We start from the raw sequence: 24,870 nt of genomic DNA, 5'->3' as shown, positions 1-24,870 counted from the left end.
GGGGCCTTCATGTACTTCAGCTACCCCGGCAAGGTTGCTGCTGTGACTGCTGGCGCTTCCGGTAGCGAGCACTTGGCAAACCACCGGCACTAGCCGACATTACATCTGTAATGTAGCCTCCTGACGCAGGGAGGTTCCGGATGAGCCGGTCCGAGACACAGGACGACGCTTCGGGCATGAAGCGGGCACTCCAGCGCGCGGCGGTCGAAGTCGTGGCGCGGGAGGGACTTCGCGGTCTCACCTATCGCGCGGCCGCCAGGGCGGCAGGCTGCACCACAGGCGCGGTACAGCACCACTTCTCGTCGATCGACGATCTCCTCCAGTCCTCTTTGGACTGGGTGCTCGAAGAAAGCGCGGAGAACGGTTTGATCGGCGCCCGCACCGGAGTGTTCGCCGACGGCGAGGAGATCCGGAAACGGTACCGGGACAGCGCGGAGATCCAGGTCTTCCAGTATCAGCTGGTCGTGGAATCGGCGCGGCGCCCGGAGTTGCGCCCGGTGCTCCGGCGGCTCTACCGCGGCTATCTCGACGCGGTCGGCAAAGAACTGGGAGCGGACGACGGCTTCGCGCAACTGGTCTTCTACGCCCTCGACGGGATGTTCCTGCACCAGGTCGCGGATCCGGACGTCGACCCCGGCCCCGCGCTCGGAGCACTGCACGCCGTAGTGGCGAGGCATCGATCGGAAGTCCACTAGAACGAAAAGGCAGTACCGCGGCCCGATGACACGCGCCCCAGCGTGACACCGGTCCACGGTACTGCCTTTTTTTCGTTGCAGGACAACAACTACGCACTGTCCATTAAGGATCATCGGAACGCATTGGGTGTTGACTTAATCAACACTCGGGGGTCAGACTCGGCGCATCCCCGAAGCGAAAGGCTCATCCGATGCCCGACACCGCTGCCGCGACCTTGCTGATCGACGGTCACTGGCGTTCCGCCCCGGCGACGTTCGACGTCGTGGACCCGGCGAGCCTCGACGTTCTCGGCCAGGCGTCCGACGCCGAACCCGCCGACGCTCTCGCCGCGCTCGACGCCGCGTCCGCCGCCGCCCGCGGCTGGGCGGACACCGACGCGGAGACCCGCAGCGGGCACCTTCGCGCCGCGGCGGCGGAAATCCGCGCCCGTCAGGGCGAACTCGCGTCGTTGCTGAGCCGGGAGAACGGCAAACCCCTCGCGGAGGCCGCCGGTGAACTGGCGGGCGGCGCCCGGATGCTGGAGTGGGCCGCGGAAGAGGGCCGGCGCGCCTACGGCCGGGTCACCCCCGCCTCCGCGGCGGGCCCCGGCCTGGTGCTGCGCTCCCCCGTCGGGCCGGTCCTCGCGATCACGCCGTGGAACTTCCCGGCGAGCATGCTGCTGCGCAAGGTCGGGCTCGCCCTGGCCGCCGGTTGCCCGGTCATCGCCAAACCGGCCGAACAGACGCCCCTCATCGCCACCGCGCTGCTCGGCATCGTGCAGGCGACCGGCCTCCCCGCGGGCGTGCTGCAATCCCTGACGACGACCCGGCCCGCGGAGCTCGTGGGAGCGCTGCTGGCCGATCGCAGGCTGCGCAAGGTCAGCTTCACCGGTTCGACCGAGGTCGGCCTGGGCCTGCTGCGGCAGACCGGCGACACGCTTCGCCGGACGTCGCTCGAAATGGGCGGGCACTCCCCCGCGATCGTCTTCGCCGACGCCGACCTCGAAGCGGCCGCCACCGGCGTGGTCACCGCGAAGTTCTTCAACGCGGGCCAGAGCTGCACGGCGGTGAACCGGCTTTACGTCCACGAGAGCGTGCGGGACGACCTGCTCGCCCTGATCGAGAAGAAGACGGCCGCGCTACGGCTCGGACGCGGAGACGTCGAGGGCACCAAAGTCGGTCCTCTGATCGACGAAGCCGGGCTCGCGAAGGTCGAGAACCAGGTCGCCGACGCGGTGGCCAAGGGCGCCCGGATCCTGGTCGGCGGGAGCCGCTGGGAGTCCGGCGACCCGGCGCTGCGCGGTCACTTCTTCGAGCCCACGGTGCTGACCGGCGTCACCGCGGACATGCTCGTCAGCCACGAGGAGACGTTCGGCCCGGTGCTGGCCGTCGCCACGTTCACCGGCGACGACGAGGCGATCGACCTGGCCAACGCCACCGACTACGGGCTGGCCGCCTACCTGTTCGGCAGCGACCTGCGCCGCGTCTGGCGGGCGCTCGACCGGCTGGACTTCGGCGTGATCGGGGTCAACGATCCGGCCCCGGTACGCCCGGAGCTGCCTTTCGGCGGCCAGAAGAACTCCGGCCAGGAACGCGAAGGCGGCGCCGAAGGAATCGAGTCCTACACCGAGACGAAAGCCGTGGCGCTGCGGTTCTGAGCGCGCCCGGGCAGAGAAAGGACTTCCATGACCAGCACCTCCGAACTCGCCGCCCTCGACCGGCGCACCCTCGTGCATCCGCACACCACGATCGGTGCCCCGGCCGAACCGCTCATCCTCGACCGCGGTGAAGGCGCGCTGCTGTGGGACACCGAAGGCCGGCAGTACGTCGACGGCACCTGCGGTCTGTGGCAGTGCCCGGTCGGTCACGGCCGGACCGAACTCGCCGACGTCGCCGCCGAGCAGATCCGCCGTCTGGAGTTCTACTCGTCCTTCGGTGACTACTCGAACGCACCGTCGATCCGTCTCGCCGAGCGGCTGCTGTCGCTCGCCCCCGCCGGGCTGGAACGCGTGTTCTTCACCAACGGCGGTTCGGAGGGCAACGAGACGGCGATCAAGCTCGCCCGCCTCGCCTTCCACCACGCCGGTTCCCCGGAGCGGACCGTGGTGCTGGCCCGGACCGGCGGCTACCACGGCATGGGCGGCGCTTCGCTCGCCGCGACCGGGATCGAGGGCCTGCGCGCCGGATTCGGCCCGCTTCTGCCGGACGTGGAATGGCTGGGCAAGCCCCACGCCATCGAGCACGGACCGGACGCGGCCGACGTGCTCGTCGCGGAGCTGGAACAGCGCATCGCCGAGATCGGCGCGCACCGCATCGCCGCGTTCATCGGCGAACCGGTGCTGGGGGTCGGCGGGATGGTGCCACCGCCGGACGGGTACTGGCCGCGCGTGCAGGAAGTGTTGCGCCGCAACGGGATCCTGCTGATCGTCGACGAGATCGTGACCGCTTTCGGCCGGACGGGGCACTGGTTCGGCAGTCATCACTTCGGTATCGAGCCGGACATGATCGTCACCGCGAAGGGCATCACCAGCGGCTACGTCCCGATGGGCGCGGTGCTGATCGGCCGCCGGGTGCTCGACCTCGCCGACGGGGCCACGTTCCTGCACGGTTTCACCTACAACGGCCACCCCGTCGGCGCGGCGGTCGCGCTGGCGAACATCGACATCATCGAACGGGAGAACCTCCTCGAACGCGCCCGTGTGCTCGGCGCCCGCCTGCGTGCGCGGCTCGACCCGCTCACCGAGCTGGACCACGTGCGCGAAGTCCGCGGGGTCGGATTGATGCTCGGCATCGAGTTCACGGACGTGCCGACCGCGTCGGTGCAGTCCGGCTGCCGCGCGGATGGCGTCGTGGTCCGCGCCTCCGGCACCAGCATCGTGCTGTCCCCGCCGCTGGTCATCACCGAGGAGCAGATCGACACCCTGGCCGACGTGCTGTGCCGCCACGTCGCGGCCGCCGCGAGCTGAGCGGAGAAACCCCATGAGACGCCGGATACCGACGCTGTTGTCCGCCGCGCTGGCCGTCCCCCTGTTCGTCACCGGATGCGCCGTTTCCGAAGGCGGCCCGAATTCGCTCGTGTTCGTCTCCTACGGCCAGGGCGCGTACCAGGCGGGTCAGCGTTCGGCATGGCTCGACCCGTACGAGAAGCGGACCGGGACCACGGTCACGATCGACGGCCCGTCGAGCAACGCCAAGCTGAAGGCGATGGTCGAGGCGGGCAAAGTCACCTGGGACGTCGTGGACACCGACGCCTCCGCGGCCGCCGCGGTCTGCGGCAGTCTCCTGGAGCCCGTCGACATGGGGCCGCTGGCAGCCGGCTTCCCGAAAGGATCGCTGACCGACTGCGGTGTGCCGGACGCCTTCTTCGGCATGATGCTGATGTACGACACCAAGGCCTACGGGGCCGATCCACCGTCCACAATGGCCGACTTCTTCGATCTCCGGGCGTTTCCCGGACGGCGGATCATCTACGGCGGCGACCCGAGTGTCGGGACGATCGAGGCCGCCCTGCTCGCCGACGGTGTCCCGCGGGACAAGCTCTATCCGCTCGACGTCCGCCGCGCGCTGTCGATGTACGACCGCATCCGGCCGGAACTCACCATCACCAGCACCTACGGCGACCAGCAGCAGCGCATGGCGGGCGGGCAGGCGGACATGGCGCTCATCGTCAGCGCCCGCGCGTTCTCGCTGCTGAAAGCGGGCGCGACGAACTGGAAGGTGGTGCCCGGCATTCCCGTCCCGGTGACCTGGGACGTGCTCGTCGTGCCGAAGGGGACACCGCGGGCGGAGGAAGCCAAACGGTTGATCCGGTTCGCCTCGGAACCGGCGCAGGCGGCTGCCTTCGCGGCCGCCGCGGGCGTCGGACCGGCGAACACCGCCGCACCGGCACCGAACACCCCGATCGGGCGAGAGCTCGACATCTGGGGCGACGAAAAGGAAAACCTGCGCGTCCTCAGCGACGTGCGCTGGTGGGCGGCGAACCGGACGGCGCTCGTCAAGGCCTGGTCGGACTGGAGGACCGGATGACCACCGTCAGAACCGCACGGCGGACCGGTTCCGCGACCTGGCTGCTGCTGCCCGCCGCGGCCGTGGTGCTCGTGTTCTTCTTCTACCCGCTCGCCGCGATCCTCTGGCGCAGCTTCACCGAGCCCGATTTCGGCGTCGGCAACTACCTGGCCGTGCTCGGGGACGAGGTGCAGATCCGGGTGGTGCTGCGGACCTTGCGGACCGCGTCGATCATCACCGTCACCACGCTGATCGTCGCCTACCCGTACGCCTACGCGATGACGCTGGTCGGGCGCCGGGGCCGCACGGTGCTGACGCTGCTGGTCCTGATGCCGTTCTGGACGAGCGTGATGGCCCGCAACTTCGCCTGGTACGTCCTCGAACAGCGGGGTGGGGTGATCGAGAAGGCGCTCGCCGCGCTCGGCGTCGACGGGGTGGTGCTCCTGGGCTCGGTGGCCGGGGTGACCGTCGCGATGGTGCAGGTGATGCTGCCGTTCATGGTGCTGCCGCTGCACAGTTCGATGTCCGGGATCGACCGGAGCCTGCTCCACGCCGCCGGCAGCCTCGGCGCGTCCCGTCCTGTCGCCTTCCTGCGGGTGTATCTGCCCTTGTCGATGCCAGGCGTCCTGGCCGGGGTGTCGGTGGTGTTCATCATGTCGCTGGGCTTCTACATCACCCCGGCGCTGCTCGGCACGCCGCAGCAGGCGCTGGCCGCCCAGGTGATCGGCACCCAGGTCAACGACTTGCTGGACTTCGCCGGGGCCGGGGCGCTCGGGGCGATCCTGCTGGTCGTCACGCTCGTGGTGCTGGCCGTGCTCAGCCGGGTCGCCGCGCCGCTGGGCACCAGTGTGGCGGGAGGTGCCGACCGTGGCCAGTGATCCGTCCATCACGAGGGCCGCGCTCCGGCAGCGGACGCTCGGCTGGGGATTGCGCGTGTGGGTCGTCATCGTCGGGTTCGTGCTCGTCGCGCCCACCCTCGTGGTGATCCCGATGAGTTTCGGCGCCGGTTCGACGTTCCAGTTCCCGCCGGACGACTGGTCGTGGCGCTGGTACGGCGAGTTCTTCGGCAGCAAGCAGTGGCTCGCCGCGCTGGCCAACTCGGTCCAGGTCGGCCTGCTGGCGGCGGTGCTCGCGACGGTCGTCGGGGTGGCGGCCGCGTTCGGTCTCGACCGCGCGCGGTTCCGCGGCCGGGGCGTCGTGCGGCAGCTGCTGATGGCGCCGATGATCCTGCCGGGGATCGTCGTCGCGGTCGCCGTCTACGGGGCCTTCCTGCGGTGGCAGCTCAACGGGACCATGCTCGGTTTCGTGCTGGCGCACGCCGTGCTGGGCGTGCCGTTCGTGCTGACCTCCGTGCAGACAAGCCTCGCCGGGTACGACCCGGTCGTGGAGAAGGCCGCCGCGAGTCTCGGCGCGTCGAAACTCACGACACTGCGCAAGGTCGTGCTGCCGAGTATCGCTCCCGGCGTGATGTCGGGCTTCGTGTTCGCCTTCGCGACCTCCTTCGACGAGGTCGTGGTCGCCCTCTTCCTGCAAACCCCCGCCATCAAGACCTTGCCGGTGAAGATGTACGAGTCGATCGTCCTGGAGATCGACCCCACCATCGCCGCGGCGTCGAGCCTGATCGTCGTGTTCACCACGATCCTGCTGTTCGTGCCCCTGTTCCTGCGCCGACGGAGCCACCATGACTGACGACCACCGCGGTATCACCACCGCGCACGTGACCAAGGCGTACGCGGGCATCGGGCGTCCCGCCGTGGACGACGTCTCGCTGCACATCGCCGACGGCGAGTTCATGACCTTCCTGGGACCGTCGGGCTCCGGCAAGACGACGATGCTGTCGATGATCGCCGGCTTCACCCCGCTCACCGCGGGTTCGATCACCCTGGACGGGCAGGAGATCTCGCGGCTCAAACCGCACCGGCGGGATCTCGGGGTGGTGTTCCAGCAGTACGCCCTGTTCCCGCACATGTCGGTCGCCCGCAACGTCGCGTTCGGGCTCGCCCAGCGCAAGCGGCCGAAGGCGGAGATCGACCGCCGCGTCACCGAGGTACTGGAACTGGTCGGTTTGTCCGCGGTCCGGGATCGCTTGCCCCGTCAGCTTTCCGGCGGTCAGCAGCAGCGGGTCGCGCTGGCCCGCGCCGTGGTCTACCAGCCACGGGCGCTGCTGATGGACGAGCCGCTGGGCGCGCTGGACAAGAAGCTGCGCGACCAGTTGCAGCGCGAGATCGCCCGGATGCACCGCGAGCTGGGGATGACGTTCCTGTTCGTCACCCACGACCAGCAGGAGGCGCTCACCCTGTCCGACCGGATCGCGGTGTTCAACGAGGGCCGGATCGAACAGGTCGGCACGCCGGAGGATCTTTACGAGCGCCCGGAAACGTTGTTCGTCGCGCAGTTCGTCGGCGAGTCCAACGCCCTGTCCCTCACGCCCGGCGAGGTCACGATCGTCCGGCCGGAGCGGCTGAGGTTGTACACCCGCGCCGAACCGGTCCCGCCCGGGCACCAGCGGGTCAGCGCCCAGGTCACCGACATCGTCTACGTGGGCGACCACAGCCGGATCTGGCTGCGGTACGCCGACGGCGCGCGCGGCTGCGCGGTGCTGTCCGCGGGCACGGCACACGGACACCGTCCCGGTGAAGACGTCGTCGTGGCCTGGCATCCGGACCATCAGGCGGCCGTCCCGGCCGGGGAGAGGGCGGCGGTATGACTTCCGATCTGCTCCTGCGCGGCGGTCTCGTGCGCACCTTCGACGCCGAATTCGGGAACGCCACGGCGATCCTGCTTTCCGGCGGGCGCGTCGTCGCCGTCGGGGACGACGAAACGGTCTCCGCCGCGGCCGCTCCCGGCACGCCGTCGGTCGACCTGCGGGGACGCGCCGTCCTGCCGGGGATCAACGACGCGCATCTGCATCTGGCCTGGTACGCCTCGTCCGGGCCGGAGTTCTGCGTGAACCTCGCCGCCGCGGCCTCCCTCGCCGAGGTTCGCCGGGCGCTCGGGTCCGCGCCGCCGGGTGAATGGATCGTCGGCCGCGGCTGGCGTGAGACCACCATCGCCGAGTTCGCGGACGGCCGCGCCGAGCCGTCGCGGGCCTGGCTCGATGAGGTGACCGGGAACCGGCCCACGGTGCTGCATCACGCGTCGTCCCATTCGATCTGGGTCAACAGCGCCGCGCTGGAGCGGGCCGGGATCACCGCGGGGACACCGGATCCGGCGGCGGGCGAGATCCTCCGGGACACCGCCGGGGAACCGACCGGGATCCTCGTGGAGAGCGCGCAGGAACTCGTGGCCGGGCTGCTACCCCAGCCGAGCCGGGACGAACGGCTGGACGCGACCGCGCGCACGATGGCCCGGCTGAACCGGCTCGGCGTCACCAGCGTCACCGACCCGATCGTCCCGCCCGGGCTGTGGCAGGACTACCGGGATCTGCGCGCGGCGGGCCGGATGACGCTGCGGGTGACCGCGCTGCTGCACTGGAATTGGCCGTCTCCCACGACTTCCGCGGCCGACCTCGCCCGGGCGCTCGACAGTACGGACCTGGGTGCCGGGGACGATCTGCTGCGCGTCGGCGGGATCAAACTGTTCGCCGACGGCGTCCCGACGCATTGCACGGCCTGGATGCACCGGCCGTATCCCGGCGGCGGGCACGGAGGTCTCGTCACGGCCGGGACCGGTGATCCGGAGCAGGTGCGGGAGCTGCACGAACTGATCGCCGTGGCCCAGCGGCGCCGGGTCCGCGTGCAGGTCCACGTGACCGGGGATCGGGCGGCCGATGCCGTCGTCGACGCCATCGAGGCAGCCGAGGCCGCCGACCCGTGGCCGGACGCGCGGCACGTGCTCATCCACGGCACGTTCCTGTCGCCGGAAGTGCACGAACGCCTGGCCCGGACCGGGACCGGCGTGATCACCAGCTCGCTCATGCGGACGTTCAGCGGCCCGTCGATGGTCAGGATCGTGGGTGAGGACCGCTGGCGTGAGGCCTTCCCCGCCCGGACGCTGCTCGACCACGGCGTGGTGGTCGCGGACAGCTCGGACGCCCCGGTGACCGAACCCGACTGGCGCCGCGGGGTCGCCACCTTCACGGGCGAGCCGGGACCCAACCCGTTCTCCCTGCTCTCGCCGGAGCAACGGCTCGACCGGGAGGAAGCGCTGCGGCTGTGGACGACCGGCCCGGCGTGGCTGGAACACGCCGAAGGCCGCAAGGGGACGCTGGCGCCCGGCCGGCTGGCCGATCTGGCCGTCTTCGACCGCGATCCGCTGACCGCGGCTGGGCGGGACTTGCTCGATGCCCGTTCGGTGCTCACCGTGCTCGGCGGCCGCGTCGTGTCCGAAGTGGACTGATTCGCCGCGTACGTGACTCAGTCGGGGGTGAGGATCTCCGCCAGCCGGAGGGTGTCTTCGAGGTAGCGCTCGTAAGGGAAGCCTGCCGCGACCAGCGCCGCGCGGAACTCGTCGTAGAGCGGCTTCCCGGCGGCGTGGAAGGCTTTCCGGCCGGTTTCGGTGAGGCGGACCAGCCGTCGCCGCGCGTGGTCGGGGTCGACGTCGATCCGCACCAGGCCGTCCGCTTCGAGTGGCCGCAAGGCCCGGCTGATCGCCGGATCGGACACCGACAGCGCCTGCGCGAGCCGATGCTGCGTCGCCGGTTCGACCTCCTCCAGCGTGCCAAGAAGGCGTATCTGGCTGTAGGTCAGCCCGTCGAGGTCATCGGTACGCCTCCGGGTCGCCTCGCCCATCAGCATGACCACGCGGTGCAGCAAGTCTGCGAGTCCGTCGTCCACGAGCCTCACCATACCAGAGTGTTGACAGGTTAATATTAACTAGTTAAGACTGGAGGCATGGACAACCTCTCATACCTCGCCCAATCCGCCTTCCCCCTGGTCTGGGTCGTGGTGCCCGCCATCGGCGCCGCCATCCGGGCCCGCCACGCCGCGTCCCCACGCGAACGGCTCGAGATCTGGCAGCGCTGGTGGGCCATCGGCGCCTTCGGCTGCGGCAGCCTCTGGATGACGGTCGCCTTCCTCGCCTTCCCGGACGTCATGGCCACGGCGATCGGCTTCGACCGGACGCCCTTCATGTTCGAGATCGCCTTCGCCAATCTCGGCATGGCCATCCTGGGCTTCCGGGCCGCCTCGGCGTCCGCGCGGGAACGCATCACGATCGGCATCGCCGGCGGGATGTTCCTCTGGGGAGCCGTGATCGGCCACGTCTACCAGTGGTTCGCCAACGGTGACCACGCCCCCGGCAACACCGGCGGGGTCCTCGTCACCGACATCCTGCTCCCGGCGGTCATGATCATCCTGGCCGTGCGGTCCCGGCGATTCGAGTCCGCCCCACGACCGGCCGCGGAAATCGCCGCCTGAGACCACGGAAGCCGGCTCTCACCATGAAACCCCAGACCGACGACCCGATCGCGAAGTCCGCCGCCGAGCGGCTCACCATCTTCGCCGACGCGGTGATCGCGATCGCGCTCACCTTGCTGGCACTGGAACTCCCGATCCCGCACGGCGACACCACCGAGGCCATGCTGAGCTCGGTGTCGGATCACGGCAAGGAGTACCTCGCCTTCGCGCTCAGCTTCGTGGTGATCGCCGCCCACTGGCGCGCCCACCACGAGATCTTCCCCTACGTTCGCTCACTGGGCGGCCGTCTGATCAGCCTCAACCTGGTCTGGCTGTTCATGCAGGTCCTGATGCCGTTCGCGACACGGGTGCTCACCGCCGACGGCGCGTTCGCACCCCGGTTCGGCTTCTACGCGCTGGTGCAGGTCCTGGCGTCGGCGTCGTTCGCGCTGATCATCCGGGAGGTCCGGCGCGAACACCTCTACCGGACCGAAGACCCGCCCAGGGTGTTCGCCCAGAGCCTGACGCGCAGCGTCTGCCTGACCGCGGTGTTCGGGATCTCCATTCCCGTGGCGTTCCTGACCGGCGGCACCGGCGCCTACCTGTGCTGGCTCGCGGCACCGATCGCACTCGCCGTCGCTCGCCGGGTCCAGGACCGCAGACCGCCCGGAGCCTGACCGATGCCGCGAGATTGGTGTGTTTTGACCGGCCGGATGGGACTTTCGACCCTCGAAGCAGGTCCGAGGGATACGTCATCGTGGAGCAAACCCGAGTGGGCCGCCCGAATATCGAGGTGAGCGTCATGCGCGCGGATACCGATTCCCGTCTCGGGCTCGACGACGTACGGCAGGTCGAAGCCGACACGAGCAGGTTCCGGGCGCTGGACTACCGCTACGGCGGTGGCCGGTGCGCGGACGCCGTGGCGGCCCACCGGATTTCGGCATCGCGACTGCTTGCCAGGGACTGCGGCGATTCCGTGCGGCGGCGGTTGTGCACCGCGCTGGCGGATCTGACGAACCTGGTGGGGTGGACCGCTTTCGACGCGGGCCGCGCCGATCTCGCGCACGCCGCGTTCGACGGCGCGCTGTCCCTGGCGAGCGCGGCCGAAGACGACGTACTGGTGTCGAACATCTGCTACCGCAAGGGACGGGTGTTCCTGCACCACGGCCGATCCCGCGCGGCGCTCGGCGCGTTCCGGCGCGGCGAGCGAGCCGCCGAGTCCGGCGGTTCGCCGCTGATGCTGAGTGTGCTGCGCGCGAACATGGCCTGGGCGTACGCGCACCTCGGTGACAGCGGGCAAGCGATCCGCCGGCTGAGCCGAGCGCGGGCGGCGTTCGACGCAGCCGACCCGGCCGACGTCCCGCCATATGCGGCGTTCTTCGGCGAGACCGACCTCATGGCGATGGCCGGGACGGTGCACAACGAACTCGCCGCCACCGCGGATCCCTCCCACGCAGGCGCGGCGATCTGCGAGCTGACCGACGTCGTCGCGTCTTATCCGCGCGAGATGGCGCGCAGCAAGGCGTTCTGCCTGACGATGCTGGCCACGAGCCACCTCGTCGACGGCGACGCCGATCGTTCGGTGGAGGTGGCCGACTCGGTGCTCGCCGGTGCGGCGAGTTTGAACTCCGCCCGCCTCACGGACCGCCTGCGCCCGCTGTGGGCGCAGGCGCACCTACGCCGGGCCAACGCCGACGCGCGCGATCTGGCCGACAGGATCGCGGATCTCCGAACCGCGGCGTAGCGACTATCCGGGCGTGACGCCGTAGCGCTCGCGGTCACGCGTCTTGTCTCGTTCGCAGCTTCGATCACCACGTCGCCGCGCTGCCACCGAACTGCTCGCCGCTCACCGGGTGATGCCCGCCTCACGGAGCCGCCTGGTGGCGCGGACGTCGACGCTGACCCTGACCAGCGAGCCACCCGGCGCCGTACCGCCTCCGGTGAACGCGGCCGCGAGCACGGCGACGAGGAGCAGCGGCATCAGCACCGTCCTGATCAGCATCGCCCAAGGTGCCTTCTTGCCGATCCGGCCGCCGTCCGCGACGCGCGTGAGCCTGGTGCCGGTGAGCACCGCGCCGAGCGCGCGACCGTTGCCGAAACACAGGCCGTACAGCAACGGCACCACGAACAGGATCGCCAGGACGGCCAGGGCGATCACCCCGTTGTCGAGGTTCACCGACAGATCCACGAGCGCCAGGACGATGACGCCCACTCCCACGCCGAGTACGAACACGACGAAATCGACCAGCCAAGCGAAAGACTGCGCCCAGAAGCCGGCCTCCACATAGGACATTCCGTCGCCGAAGGTCGCCACCCGCTTGGCGGTTCGCGGACCGAACACCTGCTCAGCCCGGTCCTTGGCACTGCCGTGCCGGACCGGCGACCGGCCCTGGACGGTCATGATCCACTCCCCCGTCGGATACGTTCCCGCGAACGTACCCGAGACGCCCTGCGCACACTGTGGTCCGTTCGGCCCCTTGACGCACCGGAATCCGATCAGAGCCAGTCCGCCTCGATACCCCGTGCGCGCAACGTTTCCAGCGCCTCGTCGTTGCCCGTGTAGAGCAGCGTCATCGACTTCAGGTTGGGGAAGTGCCGCACGTCGGCGAACTCGTCGACGTCGAAGAGCCCGTCCTCGCCGTCCCAGTTCGGCGCGATCTCCAGGTAGATCTCGTTGCCGCCGTCCATCTCGATCTCGGTGATCTTCTCCGCGAGCTCGACAGGGACTTCGAGCGCCTCGAAGTAGGCCAAGGCCTCAGGCACCGCCTCGACGCTTCCGCCGTCGTAGGTGAAGCCCTGCTCGGCGGCGTACTCCCGCAGGGTGAACCGCGGAAGCAGGTCCTGGTTGTACATCAGCTCTTGAACGACGGAGAGCTTGAAGTTGCGGTCGGTGAAAGAGATCGACTGGTTCATACCCGGACCTTATAGACGACGGAGTCCGGCCACATCGAGAACCCGCGAGTTCGGGGCGCCGCACGTCCTGCTCACCGGTCGCGGCGGCGCGACTGACACTCACCCGCGAGGACGAGACCCGGACTCCGGCCGGGCGTCCTCTGTGGACTCCACCTGCTTCCCGGTGCCGTTCTGACGGCGTGGTGGCTCCGACCGCGCGATCACACTCGGCCGACCGAGTGCAGTAAATGCACGGTCGGCCATGATACGCACTTTCCGATAACGATATCGGACGAGATCACGGAATTCGATCAGGCCGGGTTTTTCAACGAGAAGAACCAAGCCGGTACGGTGAACGGGCGTGAACGGATATGCCGAACGCCGGTTCACGACGCGTGAGTATCGGATGAAGACCGTTCATCGGATCGTCCTTCCCCCGGAGGGACCTTGACAGTACGACACCGGTGGCTTTCCCCATGGCCGGGACGACGCGTTCGCGATCTGTCCCCGTTCCGCCGTCCGGCCCAAATCCGGCCTCCTCGCCTGGCGGCATTTCTCCCTTGTCACCCGATTGCTGGTCCTCTCCCACGACAAGAAGCGAGAAGATCCATGCCGGACCGCGACGAAAGAGGATTCGACGAAAAAATGAGTACCGACGTCGCCGCGGCGGTCGGTTCGACGGATCGCCCGAGCGAGCGACCCTGTTCTCGGCGAATGCGGGCGCCGCCCGGCCCGGGCAGACCGCACGGCCCGGGGCCACGCCGGGCACCCGTCAAATACCCCAAGGGGAACCATGAACCGCGTCACCACGCTCGTAGTAGACGATCAGCCCCTCATCAGATACGCGCTCAGCAGGCTGCTGCGGGATTCGGCAGGGGTGGAGGCGGTGACCGAAGCCGCGAGCGAGCCGGAAGCGTTGTGGCAGTGCGAAAAAAGCCATCCCGACATGGTCATAACCGAGCTGTCGATCTGGGGTGAGCCCGCCGGGACCGCGATCTGCCGGTTCGTCAAGGAACACTTCGAGCACTCGGCCGTCCTGGTCTTCGCCGGTGACGCCTCCCCCGCGGCCATCGCCACGGCGCTGAACGCGGGCGCGGACAGCTTCGTGCACAAGTCGGCCAGCCGCGGCCAGGTGATGTCGGCGGTACGCTCCACCCTCGCCGGGCAGCGTGTGTGCCTGCAAGCCGGTGGAACCCCGCCGGCGGTCGCCGAAGCCGTGCAGTACGCGAGTGTGATGACCAGGCGGGAGGAGGAGATCCTCGCGCTGATCCTCTACCGGTGGTCGAACGACGAGATCGCCGAAGAGCTGCACCTCGCGACGCAGACGGTGAAGAACTACGTCAGCCGGATCCTCCAGAAGCTGGGCTTCGGCAGCAGGCGGGACCTGTTCCGGGCACTGCGTTTCCGGCCGGGCGGCGGCCCGCCGCCACAGCTGGAGAGCACGCACGAACGCGAGTTGTACATCGCGGACCGCCTTGCCGGGTACCGGGGCTAGGCCGGCCGGGTGAGCGGCGTACCGGAAGTACCAAGACCCGATCAGGTTCGGTACCCGCCGTATCCTGTGGCGCCGAGATCGTTTTTCTAGCGTTGCAGTCATGACGATGCCAGGTTCCCTGCTCCTGATCTTCGTACTCGCCGGAACCCCTGCTCCGGATACCGTCCGGGCTTCGTCGGTCAAGATCCATGAAGTACTCGGCGGCCCGGCGGGCTACATCGACCTGCACAACACCGGCGCCGCCACGATCGACATCGGCGGCTGGTCCGTTCAAGCGTGCACGGGCGCGGCGGCGCCCGTCGAATTGGCCACCATGCCGGCCGGGACCGAGATCCCCGCCGGTGAACACTTCCTCATCACCGGACAGGGCTTCGGCGGAACAGTGCAGCAGCTGGTCGTCGAGGCGATCGTCGGGGACGGTGAGATGCTCCTGGACCGGCGCGGAGCCCGGATCGACAGCGTCGGATGGGCGCCGTCGTCTCCCTGCCGCGAGAACCAGGCCGCCGTCTCCTGCCCCGGTTTCGCCCAGGCGAGGGATGCCGTCAGCCGCGACACGGACAACAACAAGACCGACTTCGGCTGCATACTCCCGATCGACTGAGAGCCCCGTTCGCCAGTCCGGTTTCAAATCCGCTCGCGAGTACCAGAAAGGTGCGGTCGTGACCGCGAACAGCAACCGCGGGGACGCGACCCCGCTGTGCGAACTTCTCACTGAACAAAGAATCGCGAAAGGCTGGTCACAGTGTGACCTGGTCGCGAGATTGCATACCCTCTCCGGAAACGACAGCGTCACCCGGGAAGAGGTTTCTCGCTGGGAGCGCGGAAAACGCATTCCCGGTCCGTACTGGCGGCAATGGCTCGGCGACGTGCTGGACACGTCCAGTCGCGAGCTCGAACTCGCGGCCGCGGTCGCGAGAAGACGGCGAAGGAAAGACTCACCCGAGCGCCGGTGGACAATTATCGAATGACGGGAAAGTACCGGAAAACTGGCCCCTTCCCGACCAGACCCCCGCCATCGGATGATTGTCAGGTCGGCACGGAAGCGACAGATTCCGGTCCGGCGAAATCCCCCGACAAAAGAGTTGAAAGGAAAATCCCGTGCGACGAATTCTGGGCGCTTCGGCGGTATTCGCGATGTTGGCGATGGGTATGGCGGGCGGTGTCGCGAACGCGGCCGGTGAGACCGAGGGCACCGAGGTCGCGCCGCTCGTCTCGTCCACCGTGGTCGTCAACGAGGTCTCGACCCGCGGCCTGAACGGCCAGCTCGACGAGTTCATCGAACTGCGCAACATCTCGAGCCAGCCGCAGGACATCAGCGGCTACCTGGTCCGCATCTACTCGCCGGCGGGCATCCTGACCGACACGATCGTCATGCCGGCGGGCACGATTCTGCAGCCGAAGGGCACCGCCGGCCAGTACGTGGTGCTCGTCGGGCAGAACTTCTCCGGCACCATCGCCGACCAGACGAACGTCGTCCCGTTCACGCTGGCGAGCGTCGAAGGCATCCCGACCACCGGTGGCGTCACGGTGCAGAACCTGGCCGGCACGAAGCTCGACGGTGTCGCCTTCAGCAACGCGGTCCTTCCCGCTCGTGAAGGCCAGGCCGCGATTCCGGAGAACGCCACCACCGACCAGCTCAACGCGTCGAACACCCGGAACATCCTGAGCACCGACACCGACAACAACCGGCAGGACTTCTCGCTGCAGCTGCGCAGCGCGGGTCAGTGAGCCGACCCCTCTAGACCGGGCCCGGGCCGCCGTCGGCGGTCCGGGCCTTTCCATGGCGGTATCTCGCCAACGGCGACTTACCGCCAGCGAGAAACATGTCATTCCGGGAACTCCTGCCTCATCCTCGGGAAACTCCATCTTCGCGGCGGCCGTGACCACGGCCGCTTCTCACTATCCGAGGAGAGTGAGGCTCGATGTTCCTCCGATCCCCTCATCTGACGAGACACCCCAGAAACCCGGTGGCGATTCTGGCGGCCTCCGCACTGGTCGCCCTCTCCCCGCTACAGGTGACCGCGAACGCCGCGACAGCCGCCGGACCGGAACCCGCGCCTGTCGCCGGACAGCCGGACGTCCATCGCGTCACGTTGCTCACCGGCGACGTCGTGACTTACGAACGGGACGGCGCCGGACATGACACCGCGCAGGTCGAACCGGCCGTGCGGCCGGACCGGCCTGCCCCGGCGTTCCAGATCACGAGCACGGCCGATGGCCTGATGGTGTATCCGTCGGACGCGCTTCCGTTCATCGGCAAGGGATTGCTCGGCCCGGAGCTGTTCAACGTCACCACGCTCGTCGGAGACCGGCGTGACGACGCGGCGAGCACCACGATCCCCGTCATCGTGCGCTACGGCGACCGAGCGGGCCTGTCCGCCCAGTCGCTCGACGCGAAGGCGAAGAGCCTCCCGCAAACCCAGCGGCTCACCCCGCTGGTCACCGCCAACGGCGTCGGAGTACAGGTCAAGAAGGCGGGGACGGGCGACTTCTGGCGTTCGCTCGTCGCGTTCGACCCGGGCGGGAAACCCGTTCTGAACCAAGGGATCTCACAGGTCCGGCTGGACAGGAAGGTCCGGGTGGCGCTGGACAAGAGCACCGCGCAGGTCGGTGCGCCGTCGGCGTGGAAGAGCGGGTGGACCGGCAAGGGGTCCACGGTCGCGGTGGTCGACACCGGGATCGACGAGAAACACCCCGACCTGGCAGGCAAGACGACCGTCTCGGCCGACTTCAGCGGGGAAGGCGACGCGGTGGACCGCCATGGCCATGGCACCCACGTCGCGTCGATCATCGCCGGTACCGGCGCGGCGTCGGGCGGCCGGTACAAGGGTGTCGCACCGGACGCGAAACTGGTGGTGGCCAAGGTTTTCGACGCCTCCGGTGAGGGTGACACGGCACAGGTCATGGCCGGGATCGACTGGGTCGTCGCACAGGGCGCCAAGGTCGTGAACCTCAGCCTCGGCGCCGGCGTCACCGATGGAGCCGACCCGTTGAGCGAACAGATCGACACGCTTTCGGCCAAGTCCGGCGCGTTGTTCGTGGTCGCGTCCGGGAACTCCGGGCCGGGCGACCGGACCGTCACGACCCCGGGGGCGGCGACGTCCGCGCTCACGGTCGGCGCGGTCGACAGGGACAACAAGATCGCGTGGTTCAGCAGCCGCGGCCCGCGGCTGCGGGACGCCTCGGTCAAGCCGGAGATCACCGCGCCGGGCGTCGGGATCGTCGCCGCCCGGGCCGCGGACACGGCGATGGGCGAACCGGTCGACGACAACTACACCGCGGCGTCGGGCACTTCGATGGCGACTCCGCACGTCGCGGGTGCCGCGGCGATCCTGCTGCAGCAGCAACCAGGACTGACCGGGCAGGCGCTGAAGAACACGCTCGTCACCACGGCCAAGGACGTCGGCCTCCGCTGGTACGAGCAGGGAGCCGGTCTTCTCGACGTCGCACGGGCCGTCTCGCAGAAGACGACCGGCACCGCCGTCGCGAGCTTCGGCCGTAACGAGCGGACGACGAACAGCGCGGCACAGGTCGTCCGGCAGCTGTCCTACACCAACTCCGGGGACCAGCCGCTGAACCTGAACTTGAACCTCACCGTGCAGCCCTGGGACGGCGTGGCCAAGCCTGGTACCGGGATGCGCCTGGCGAAGACGAACCTCTCGATCCCGCCGAAGTCGAGCACCACCGTCGACCTCTCGGTGAACCCGAGCGAAGGGGTGGCGGGCGTCTACGGCGGCGCCGTGGTGGCCACGACCGCGGACGGGACCGGCTCCGTGCGGACGCCCGTGAGCATCTACAACGCGGCCGAGCTGTTCCCGGTGACGATCCGGGTACGGGATTCCGCGGGTGGCCCGGCTCAGGTCGCGTCGGCCCAGCTGATCGACGACACGGCCGGCGCGGGCAACCGCAACGACCCGTTCCTCGACCAGGTCAACCAGCAGATCGGCTTGGTCGACGGAGTCGGCCGGGTGCTCGTTCCCGCCGGGCGCTATTCGGCGCTGGGCTGGGCGATGGAGCGCGGGCTGGCCGTGCGCCGCTGGTCGGCGATGAGCTCGACGCAGGTCGCCGTCTCGGCCCCGGCCGAGATCGCGTTGAACGCGGCGAGCGCCGTACCGGTGGGGCTGGTCACCCCCACTCCCACGGACCTGCGGGACCGCACGGTGATGCTGAGGCGCGTGATCCCCGGCGGAGCGGGCGTCAACGGTTACGTCGGCGAAGCCGGACTGTCCGGCGGAGGCGGCTGGGAGGTGCGCGTGACACCCGCGGCGGCAACTTCGGCAGGGGCGATTTCGTTGCAGGACAGTGCGACGCTGACCCAGACCGCGGTCGAGATGCAGGTCGTCGGCGGCGGCTCGAAGGTGCTGAATCCCGCGTACGACGTGCCGACGTTGACGGCGAAGTCACCCGGTGAACGAACCCTGCCGGTCGTGTTCGGCGGCGCGGGTGGCGCGAGTGATCTCGCCGGTCTCGACGTCCGCGGGAAGGCCGTCCTGGTGAGGATCCCGGTTCCCGCCGGGTCACCGGACCCGGTGAGCGCGGTCTCCACCGGTATCGCGAACGCGGCCCGCGCGGTGGCAGGCGCGGGTGCGGCGGCGATGATCCCCTACGCCGGTTCACCGGGTTCACTAAGCGTTCCGGGTCTCAGCAGCGCGGCGATGCCGACCTTGTCCCTCGGCTGGGACGAAGGCGAGGCGCTGCGGACCGCGGGCGCGGTTTCGGTGCGCTTGCTGGTGCGCGCGGCTCCTGACGTGCTGTACAACCTCAGTTACCTCGACCCCAACGGGGTGCCGAAGGATCTCGTCCGGCGTGTCGACAAGAATTCGCTGGTCGCCACGAAGACCGGTTATCAGGCCGAGAAACCGGGGCTGACCGGGCAGAAGAACTGGTACGCCTTCCCGACCGGCCTGTGGAAGACGCAGGCGGTGCAGGGTACGAAGATCCCGGTTCCGGGCACCTGGACCGAGTACACGGGACCGGCGAACGATCGGCTGGTCTGGAAACGGGTCGTCACCCTTTCCGGCACCGACGCCGCGGGCCGTCGCGCCGCGCTGAGCATGAACGCGCAGAACATCTACCGCGCGGGCGAACGGTCGAGGCCGGAGGAGTACTGGTTCCGCGCACCGATGCACAGCGGCACGGTGGAACTGCCGTCCGATCATCCGGCTCGCTACCCGGCGACGGCCAACGGCTGGACGGTGCTGTGCTCGATGTGCCGGGGCGGCATGGATCCCGATCTGTTCGTCCCCGGGTTGCAGTGGATGGACGGAACGGCCGGTGCCGGTTCGGGCGGACACTACTCGAATCCCTATGAGAACGCGCGGTACTTCGCGGCGACCACGGCACGGCTGTACCGGGACGGGACCGAGATCCCACGGTCCAATTTGGACGATCCGTTCGCACTCGCCCCGGAGTTCCGGCTCGCACCGACCCCCGCCACCTACCGGCTGGACGTGACCGACGTGATGCCCGGCCAGGCGCAGATCGGAGCTCCGAGCGCAGCGCTGTTCCAGAACGCCCCACGGACCGACACGTCGTGGACGTTCGCCTCGGCACGCTCCAACGCCACGCCACCGGCCGGATTCTCTTGCTACGCCTCCGGCAATGCGTGTTCCTTCCAGCCGCTCATCCAGCTCGACCAACGGCTGCCGCTGGATCTCGGCGGCCGCGCACCGGCGGGGCGTCCGTACACCTTCGACGTGTTCGCCGGCTCGCACAGCGGCGCACGCGGCGGTGGTCCGGTGACGCAGCTGAAGGTCTCGTCCTCGACGGACGGCGGGCGCACCTGGACGGCGGCGACCGCCCGGCCGAACGGGACCGGGCTGTGGTCGGTGACGGTGGATCACCCACGACTCGCGGCGACCGACGGCTTCGTCTGGCTGCGCTCGGACGCACGGGACAGTTCGGGCAACACGGTGACGCAGACGGTCCAGCGGGCCTACGCGCTCACGGATGTGGCGAAGACGAGCCCGCTCGCTCGCTGACACTCTCCTCACGCGAGTGCTGGGTCCCCGGCAAGGTGACCCAGCCCCGCGTGGCGACCTGGAGCCCGGCCTGGAACCGGGTGGTCGCGCCGAGAGAGGTCATGAGATCGCGCAGGCGCCGCTGGAACGTCCGGTAGCTCATGCCGAGTTGCTTGGCGATGCTCCGGTCGGGCAACCCGGTGGTGAGCAAGGCGAGCAGGCGGGCGTCGTCGGAAGCGGCGGCGCCCGCCTGCTCGACCGAACCGGGCAGGTACAGCGGAAGCCCGCTCTGCCAAAGGAAAGTGAAGACAGCGCTGAGCGCGTCGAGCAGCGCGCACGGATGGATCACCAGTGCCGTGCCGACCTCGGGAAGATCGGAACGCAGCGGCACCAATCCGATTCGCTGGTCGACGACGATCATCTTCAGCGGCGCCGTGGTGACCACACGAGCCTCTTCGCCGAGGGCGAGACCCGCTTCGAGGTCGGACGAAAGATCGTGCAATTCCAGCGCGCTGCGTTCGTAAACCCCGCGGAACCGCACACCCCGGTCGAGGAGATCGCGTTCGGCGGGGTGAAGCACACCCGGTGTCTGCGCGTAGGGCGGTTTGTCGACGAAATCGACCTCTTGCTCGGCCGAGCGCAGCAGCTGATCGGCCCTGTCGGCGATGAGCGCGTTCCCGTGGATCACCTCGATGAGATCGACCGGGCGTTCACCGGACGTCCCCCGGTATCGCTCGCGTAACCTGTCGGCGATCAGCCGCGCACTCGCGAGTTCCTGCTCCTTCTGCCGGAGCAGCGCCTCCAGAGCGATCTCCGGTCGCACCGCCGAATACGCCTCCGCCGGGCCGGGAAGCTTGGCGAGTAAACGTTTTTCGGTCAGCGCGCGCAGTACCCGGAGAAGCTGCTGTTTGGGCAACCCGGTTCGCTGCCGGATTTCGGCGAGGGTCATCGAGCCGGTGCCGGCGAAAGCATCGTAGACCTCGACATCTATTTCGCTCAGACCGATGATGTCCAGCAATTTCTCTCCCACCGCAGCCGCGGTCGCTTTCTCACGACCTTACCGCTGGATTTGGGCGGGCAAAAGGTACCTCGCCCCGCCCCTGGGCGCCGACCGGTCTCCTCCGATCCTGCCGGGGACCTTGGTCACGAGAGCACTCGGCCGATCAGTCGACTTTGTGACCGCCGTCACTGTTCGCCGGGTCGTGACAACCTCCGGTACCCGCGAACGCCTTCAGGCTCGAAGAGGTACCGATACCGAAACCTGGGGAACACATGAAAAGACTTTCCGTCATCCTGACCGCGATGCTGGCGGTACTCGCGTTGACACCCGCCTCGCCGGCCGGTGCGGCGTCCCGCTTCGACCGGGAACTCCAGGTACGCATCGCACGCGCCCAGGCGTACGCCGACAGCAGGCCCGGTGACACCGGGATCGTCGTCCGCGACCGGTGGACCGGCGCCGTCTACCGGAGCGCGGCCGCCGGGGCCCTCATCTGGGCGTGTTCCACCCCGAAGCTGGCCATGGTCGTGGACCTGTTGCTGCGCAACGATTCCGGGGCCGTCCGGCTGACCGCCGAAGACCGTGACCTGATCCACCGGATGCTCAACTCCAGCGACGACGCCGCCGCCCACACCCTGTGGACCCGGTACGGCGGGGAGGCCGAGTTCGCCAAGCGGTTCCCGTCGTACGGCATGACCGACATGCGGTTCACCGACCAGCACCCGCACCACTGGGGCTGGATCCTGACCACCGCGAACGACCTGGACCGGCTGATCGGCTACGTCCTGACGAAGCTGCCCCGGCACCACCGCGACTACATCGTCCGCGAGATGCGCACCGTCGACGTCAACCAGCAATGGGGAGTCTGGGGTGCCGGCGCCGCCGCGCGGCCGGGCAACAAGGACGGCTGGTCCGACGACAACGACGACGGCTCCTGGATCATGAATTCCGTCGGTTTCGTCGGGCCGCACGAGCGGTACACCCTCGCGCTGATGAACAACACCAAGGTCATCCGGAACGGCTACGAAACCGGTCAAGAGACCACGACCAGGATCAGCGAAATCCTGTTCAAGGGATACTTCAAGGGCTGATCGCACCACGTCGGGCACCTGCGGCCCGATTCGGCGGGCGACCCGGAGAAATCCGGGTCGCCCGCCACTCACATCCCGGCGACAGCGCGCGAAACGACGGTGCTGAGCACCCGGATGCCGTGCGTGGTGGCGGGGTCGATCCCGGTCAGTTCCCGGGTCCGGCGTAACCGGAAGTCCAGGGTCCGCGGGTGGATGTTCAGCGACGCCGCTGTCCGCGACCGGCTCATGTCGTTGCGGTAAAAGGCACTCAGCGTGCCGACCAAGTCGGGGCCGCCGGCGATCAGCCGGGCGAGGTCGTGCAACCACCGGCCGATCTCCGGTAGTTCCGCCGCGCTCAGCTCCAGCAGCGTGTCGGTGACGGTGTAGAGATGGTCCGGCGACTGTTCGGCCGGTGTCACTCTGCTGATCCGCTCGGCGAGCGAGAGCGTTTCGCCGAGTGTCCCGGATGGACCGGTGGCGGCGCCGACGGAACATGGCTGCCCGGCGATCTCGGCGACCTCCCGGATCAGGGCGTTCGCCGCTTGTCGCCGGTCGGCCGGGACGAGCGCGATGAACTCGTCCGGTTCGCGCCACGTGGCCGGGATCCCGTGGCGATCCCACGCCGCGTGCACGAGGTCGTCCGGGATGGCGGGCGGGATCGCCGTTCGAACCACCGTCACGAGATAGCGTTCAGGCAGGCGGAGGCCACAGGAGTCCGCGAACGCCGGTGCGCCAGGGTCGTCCTTCAGCGCCAGCTCGGCGAACTGGCGCACGCGCGCCACGACCGGAAGGTGTCTCCGGGCACCGGTGGTGTAGCCGAGGGTGTAGGCCCGTTGGGCCGCCGCCACCTGCGGGCCCAGCCAGCCGAGCAACCGCATCCCGGCGTCCAGATCGCGGGGGCCGGACGCCTCCCCGATCTCCCGGAGTGTCGCGGTGGTGTGCAGGGTGAGCAGACGGCGCACCGTCTCGAACGACATGCCCTCCTCGCCTCGGCGTCGGCCCATGGACTCGACCACGGCGAGGTCGTCGGTGGTCAGCGGACTGTCCTCGGCGCCCAGTTCCACCGTCCGCGTCCGGGTGAACACCGCGAAGTCGAGCATTTCCTGGTGTTCGCGTGAATCCCGGGCGGCAGCCGCGTACTCCGGGAGCTCTTCCACGCACAGGTCGACGACTCGCCGGGCGTTGGCGGGCGCCCGGCTTCTCAGCTGCCGCAACAGATCGCTCATAGCGGACCGGTCAGCGCCCGGTTCACCACCGCGCTCAGGATCCGGACGCCGCGTACGGACACCGGATCGAGGCCGGTGAGGTCGCGCACCCGGCGCAGCCGGTAGTCCAGGGTCCTCGGGTGGATGTCCAGCGACGCCGCCGTCCGCGACCGGCTCATGTCGTTGCGGTACAGGGCGTCCAGGGTGCCGACCAACCGCGGGCCGGTGGCGAGCAGGCCGGACACCTCACGCAACCAGCCGTCCACCGGAGGCAGGCGGGCCGCCCCGACCTCGGCGAAGAGATCGGTCAGGTGGTGCACGGTCACCGGTGCAGTGCGGACCGGCGCCGCCCGGCTGATCTCCCGGGCACTGGCGAACGCCACCGCCAGCCCGTTTCTTGCCGCTTGGCTCGCCCCTGCCGCGGCCGGAAGCCCCGTGCTCTCCACGAAGTCCCGAACCATCCGCTCGGCGGCCGCCGCGTCGGCGACCACCGCCACGAACTCCCCCGGCTCTTCCCAGCGCAGTGGTGTCCGCTGCCGGGACAGCAGGTGCGCCGACACTTCCGTCCGGGTCCGGCCGTCCGGCACCGGCGGCCCGGCCGGCATCCGGCAGACGACGACCAAGGGCCGGTCGGGCACGGTTACGGCCAGGATCCCGGCCAGCTCGGCCGCCGCGGGGTCGTCGGCGACCACCAGGCTCGTCAGCTGCCGCACGCGGTCGACTTCGGACAGGACCGTGCCCTGTCCGAAGAGATAGCCACGGGTGTACGCGGCAGGTGCGGCCAGGCCCTGCGCCGGCCACCAGGCGAGCGTGCGCATCACGTCGTCGAGATCGTCCCGGCCGGCGGTCTCGTCCATCTCCCGCAACATCAGCGAGTGGTGCAGCCGCAGCACGTCACGTTGCGCGGCGAACGAGACCCCGCTTGCGGCGCGCTCCCGCCCGACCCCGGCGATGAAGGACAGGTCTGCGTCCGTGAACGGCAGGCCCTCGGCGACCAGCGCGATCGTGCGCCGCCGGAGGAACACGGCGAAGTCCAGCATCGCGGCCCGCGCTTTCGGTGCTATCGCGATCCGGCGGAACTCCGCCAGCTCCCGCACGTAGAGGTCGACCGCACGTCTGCTGTTCGCGTCGACACGGTCACGCCAACCGGCGAAAAAGTCACCCATCCCGTCCCCCGACCCCGAGTACCGCGGCTTCTTGTCGCGGAACGCATTCTGGACGGCGACCCACTCGAAA

The 24,870-nt window shown here is 69.2% G+C and carries 23 protein-coding genes; 17 read left to right on the top strand and 6 right to left on the bottom strand.

The genetic code is table 11. The features are described from left to right. The first annotated feature begins 140 nt into the window (after nucleotides 1–140). The 8 genes from CFP71_RS07440 (at nucleotide 141) to CFP71_RS07405 (ending at nucleotide 9,017) form a co-directional block, all read left to right on the top strand. Entirely contained in the window at nucleotides 141–695 is a 555-nt protein-coding gene (locus CFP71_RS07440; protein WP_093933079.1) for a TetR/AcrR family transcriptional regulator, read from the top strand. Nucleotides 696–886: 191 nt separating this feature from the next. After that, nucleotides 887–2,332, top strand: a complete 1,446-nt coding sequence (locus tag CFP71_RS07435) for an NAD-dependent succinate-semialdehyde dehydrogenase (protein ID WP_093933078.1) — start codon at nucleotides 887–889, stop codon at nucleotides 2,330–2,332. Between the two features lie 27 nt (nucleotides 2,333–2,359). Next, nucleotides 2,360–3,640 (top strand): aminotransferase family protein, encoded by a 1,281-nt coding sequence (locus CFP71_RS07430; RefSeq protein WP_093933077.1) that lies wholly within the window; start codon nucleotides 2,360–2,362, stop codon nucleotides 3,638–3,640. A gap of 13 nt (nucleotides 3,641–3,653) precedes the next feature. Continuing rightward, nucleotides 3,654–4,700: an extracellular solute-binding protein gene (locus CFP71_RS07425; protein ID WP_093933076.1), complete on the top strand. Its 1,047-nt coding sequence runs from the start codon at nucleotides 3,654–3,656 to the stop codon at nucleotides 4,698–4,700. Continuing rightward, entirely contained in the window at nucleotides 4,697–5,557 is an 861-nt protein-coding gene (locus CFP71_RS07420) for an ABC transporter permease (RefSeq protein ID WP_093933088.1), read from the top strand. Before CFP71_RS07425 ends, CFP71_RS07420 begins: the two co-directional genes overlap by 4 nt. After that, entirely contained in the window at nucleotides 5,547–6,368 is an 822-nt protein-coding gene (locus CFP71_RS07415) for an ABC transporter permease (RefSeq protein WP_093933075.1), read from the top strand. Before CFP71_RS07420 ends, CFP71_RS07415 begins: the two co-directional genes overlap by 11 nt. Then, complete coding sequence (locus CFP71_RS07410; protein WP_093933074.1) at nucleotides 6,361–7,386, top strand: ABC transporter ATP-binding protein; 1,026 nt, start codon at nucleotides 6,361–6,363, stop codon at nucleotides 7,384–7,386. The genes CFP71_RS07415 and CFP71_RS07410 overlap by 8 nt, the downstream gene beginning before the upstream one ends. Next, entirely contained in the window at nucleotides 7,383–9,017 is a 1,635-nt protein-coding gene (locus tag CFP71_RS07405) for an amidohydrolase (protein WP_093933073.1), read from the top strand. Before CFP71_RS07410 ends, CFP71_RS07405 begins: the two co-directional genes overlap by 4 nt. A 17-nt stretch (nucleotides 9,018–9,034) precedes the next feature. Here the strand turns inward: CFP71_RS07405 and CFP71_RS07400 are convergent, their stop codons facing one another. Beyond that, nucleotides 9,035–9,454 (bottom strand): MarR family winged helix-turn-helix transcriptional regulator, encoded by a 420-nt coding sequence (locus CFP71_RS07400; RefSeq protein WP_093933087.1) that lies wholly within the window; start codon nucleotides 9,452–9,454, stop codon nucleotides 9,035–9,037. A gap of 57 nt (nucleotides 9,455–9,511) precedes the next feature. Here CFP71_RS07400 and CFP71_RS07395 point away from each other — a divergent pair, with 57 nt between their 5' ends. From CFP71_RS07395 to CFP71_RS07385, 3 genes are all read left to right on the top strand, one after another. Beyond that, nucleotides 9,512–10,036 (top strand): DUF6790 family protein, encoded by a 525-nt coding sequence (locus CFP71_RS07395; protein WP_093933072.1) that lies wholly within the window; start codon nucleotides 9,512–9,514, stop codon nucleotides 10,034–10,036. Between the two features lie 23 nt (nucleotides 10,037–10,059). Then, nucleotides 10,060–10,692 (top strand): TMEM175 family protein, encoded by a 633-nt coding sequence (locus tag CFP71_RS07390; protein ID WP_093933071.1) that lies wholly within the window; start codon nucleotides 10,060–10,062, stop codon nucleotides 10,690–10,692. 125 nt (nucleotides 10,693–10,817) lie between these two features. Next, nucleotides 10,818–11,759: an NsdA family TPR-like regulatory protein gene (locus CFP71_RS07385; RefSeq protein WP_143267046.1), complete on the top strand. Its 942-nt coding sequence runs from the start codon at nucleotides 10,818–10,820 to the stop codon at nucleotides 11,757–11,759. A 102-nt stretch (nucleotides 11,760–11,861) separates the two neighbouring features. Here CFP71_RS07385 and CFP71_RS07380 read toward each other — a convergent pair whose 3' ends face one another. Beyond that, nucleotides 11,862–12,416 carry an RDD family protein gene (locus tag CFP71_RS07380; RefSeq protein ID WP_093933069.1) on the bottom strand — a complete coding sequence of 185 codons (555 nt, stop codon included), beginning with the start codon at nucleotides 12,414–12,416 and terminating at the stop codon, nucleotides 11,862–11,864. A gap of 95 nt (nucleotides 12,417–12,511) precedes the next feature. Continuing rightward, on the bottom strand, nucleotides 12,512–12,928 hold the full coding sequence (locus CFP71_RS07375) for a DUF6892 domain-containing protein (protein WP_093933068.1): 417 nt from the start codon (nucleotides 12,926–12,928) through the stop codon (nucleotides 12,512–12,514). Between the two features lie 772 nt (nucleotides 12,929–13,700). Here CFP71_RS07375 and CFP71_RS07370 point away from each other — a divergent pair. From CFP71_RS07370 to CFP71_RS07350, 5 genes are all read left to right on the top strand, one after another. After that, nucleotides 13,701–14,402: a response regulator transcription factor gene (locus CFP71_RS07370; protein ID WP_093933067.1), complete on the top strand. Its 702-nt coding sequence runs from the start codon at nucleotides 13,701–13,703 to the stop codon at nucleotides 14,400–14,402. Nucleotides 14,403–14,502: 100 nt separating this feature from the next. Continuing rightward, entirely contained in the window at nucleotides 14,503–15,003 is a 501-nt protein-coding gene (locus CFP71_RS07365; RefSeq protein ID WP_093933066.1) for a lamin tail domain-containing protein, read from the top strand. A gap of 58 nt (nucleotides 15,004–15,061) precedes the next feature. Continuing rightward, nucleotides 15,062–15,370: a helix-turn-helix domain-containing protein gene (locus tag CFP71_RS07360; protein WP_093933065.1), complete on the top strand. Its 309-nt coding sequence runs from the start codon at nucleotides 15,062–15,064 to the stop codon at nucleotides 15,368–15,370. 130 nt (nucleotides 15,371–15,500) lie between these two features. Continuing rightward, complete coding sequence (locus CFP71_RS07355) at nucleotides 15,501–16,130, top strand: lamin tail domain-containing protein (protein WP_244199592.1); 630 nt, start codon at nucleotides 15,501–15,503, stop codon at nucleotides 16,128–16,130. 239 nt (nucleotides 16,131–16,369) lie between these two features. Next, entirely contained in the window at nucleotides 16,370–20,383 is a 4,014-nt protein-coding gene (locus CFP71_RS07350; RefSeq protein WP_093933064.1) for a S8 family peptidase, read from the top strand. Here the strand turns inward: CFP71_RS07350 and CFP71_RS07345 are convergent. Continuing rightward, nucleotides 20,346–21,380 (bottom strand): helix-turn-helix domain-containing protein, encoded by a 1,035-nt coding sequence (locus CFP71_RS07345; RefSeq protein WP_093933085.1) that lies wholly within the window; start codon nucleotides 21,378–21,380, stop codon nucleotides 20,346–20,348. The genes CFP71_RS07350 and CFP71_RS07345 overlap by 38 nt on opposite strands. 254 nt (nucleotides 21,381–21,634) lie before the next feature. On the opposite strand from CFP71_RS07345, the gene CFP71_RS07340 reads away from it, so the two are divergent. After that, nucleotides 21,635–22,450, top strand: coding sequence for a serine hydrolase (locus CFP71_RS07340; RefSeq protein ID WP_093933063.1), 816 nt, complete (start codon nucleotides 21,635–21,637; stop codon nucleotides 22,448–22,450). A gap of 68 nt (nucleotides 22,451–22,518) precedes the next feature. Here CFP71_RS07340 and CFP71_RS07335 read toward each other — a convergent pair whose 3' ends face one another. Beyond that, on the bottom strand, nucleotides 22,519–23,655 hold the full coding sequence (locus CFP71_RS07335; RefSeq protein ID WP_093933062.1) for a PucR family transcriptional regulator: 1,137 nt from the start codon (nucleotides 23,653–23,655) through the stop codon (nucleotides 22,519–22,521). Beyond that, on the bottom strand, nucleotides 23,652–24,800 hold the full coding sequence (locus CFP71_RS07330; protein WP_093933061.1) for a helix-turn-helix domain-containing protein: 1,149 nt from the start codon (nucleotides 24,798–24,800) through the stop codon (nucleotides 23,652–23,654). The genes CFP71_RS07335 and CFP71_RS07330 overlap by 4 nt, the downstream gene beginning before the upstream one ends. Nucleotides 24,801–24,870: the final 70 nt, after the last annotated feature.

The sequence above is a fragment of the Amycolatopsis thailandensis genome, assembly GCF_002234405.1.
Taxonomy (GTDB): Bacteria; Actinomycetota; Actinomycetes; order Mycobacteriales; family Pseudonocardiaceae; genus Amycolatopsis; species Amycolatopsis thailandensis.
This window is presented reverse-complemented; position numbering and strand designations above follow the sequence as displayed.

Bases quoted from the DNA above. Each gene is read 5' to 3' on its own strand.
- CFP71_RS07375 (WP_093933068.1), bottom strand. From the start codon at position 12,928: ATGAACCAGTCGATCTCTTTCACCGACCGCAACTTCAAGCTCTCCGTC.
- CFP71_RS07405 (WP_093933073.1), top strand. From the start codon at position 7,383: ATGACTTCCGATCTGCTCCTGCGCGGCGGTCTCGTGCGCACCTTCGAC.
- CFP71_RS07365 (WP_093933066.1), top strand. From the start codon at position 14,503: ATGACGATGCCAGGTTCCCTGCTCCTGATCTTCGTACTCGCCGGAACC.
- CFP71_RS07335 (WP_093933062.1), bottom strand. From the start codon at position 23,655: ATGAGCGATCTGTTGCGGCAGCTGAGAAGCCGGGCGCCCGCCAACGCC.
- CFP71_RS07440 (WP_093933079.1), top strand. From the start codon at position 141: ATGAGCCGGTCCGAGACACAGGACGACGCTTCGGGCATGAAGCGGGCA.
- CFP71_RS07390 (WP_093933071.1), top strand. From the start codon at position 10,060: ATGAAACCCCAGACCGACGACCCGATCGCGAAGTCCGCCGCCGAGCGG.
- CFP71_RS07340 (WP_093933063.1), top strand. From the start codon at position 21,635: ATGAAAAGACTTTCCGTCATCCTGACCGCGATGCTGGCGGTACTCGCG.
- CFP71_RS07410 (WP_093933074.1), top strand. From the start codon at position 6,361: ATGACTGACGACCACCGCGGTATCACCACCGCGCACGTGACCAAGGCG.
- CFP71_RS07425 (WP_093933076.1), top strand. From the start codon at position 3,654: ATGAGACGCCGGATACCGACGCTGTTGTCCGCCGCGCTGGCCGTCCCC.
- CFP71_RS07435 (WP_093933078.1), top strand. From the start codon at position 887: ATGCCCGACACCGCTGCCGCGACCTTGCTGATCGACGGTCACTGGCGT.
- CFP71_RS07385 (WP_143267046.1), top strand. From the start codon at position 10,818: ATGCGCGCGGATACCGATTCCCGTCTCGGGCTCGACGACGTACGGCAG.
- CFP71_RS07370 (WP_093933067.1), top strand. From the start codon at position 13,701: ATGAACCGCGTCACCACGCTCGTAGTAGACGATCAGCCCCTCATCAGA.
- CFP71_RS07330 (WP_093933061.1), bottom strand. From the start codon at position 24,800: ATGGGTGACTTTTTCGCCGGTTGGCGTGACCGTGTCGACGCGAACAGC.
- CFP71_RS07430 (WP_093933077.1), top strand. From the start codon at position 2,360: ATGACCAGCACCTCCGAACTCGCCGCCCTCGACCGGCGCACCCTCGTG.
- CFP71_RS07395 (WP_093933072.1), top strand. From the start codon at position 9,512: ATGGACAACCTCTCATACCTCGCCCAATCCGCCTTCCCCCTGGTCTGG.
- CFP71_RS07380 (WP_093933069.1), bottom strand. From the start codon at position 12,416: ATGACCGTCCAGGGCCGGTCGCCGGTCCGGCACGGCAGTGCCAAGGAC.
- CFP71_RS07420 (WP_093933088.1), top strand. From the start codon at position 4,697: ATGACCACCGTCAGAACCGCACGGCGGACCGGTTCCGCGACCTGGCTG.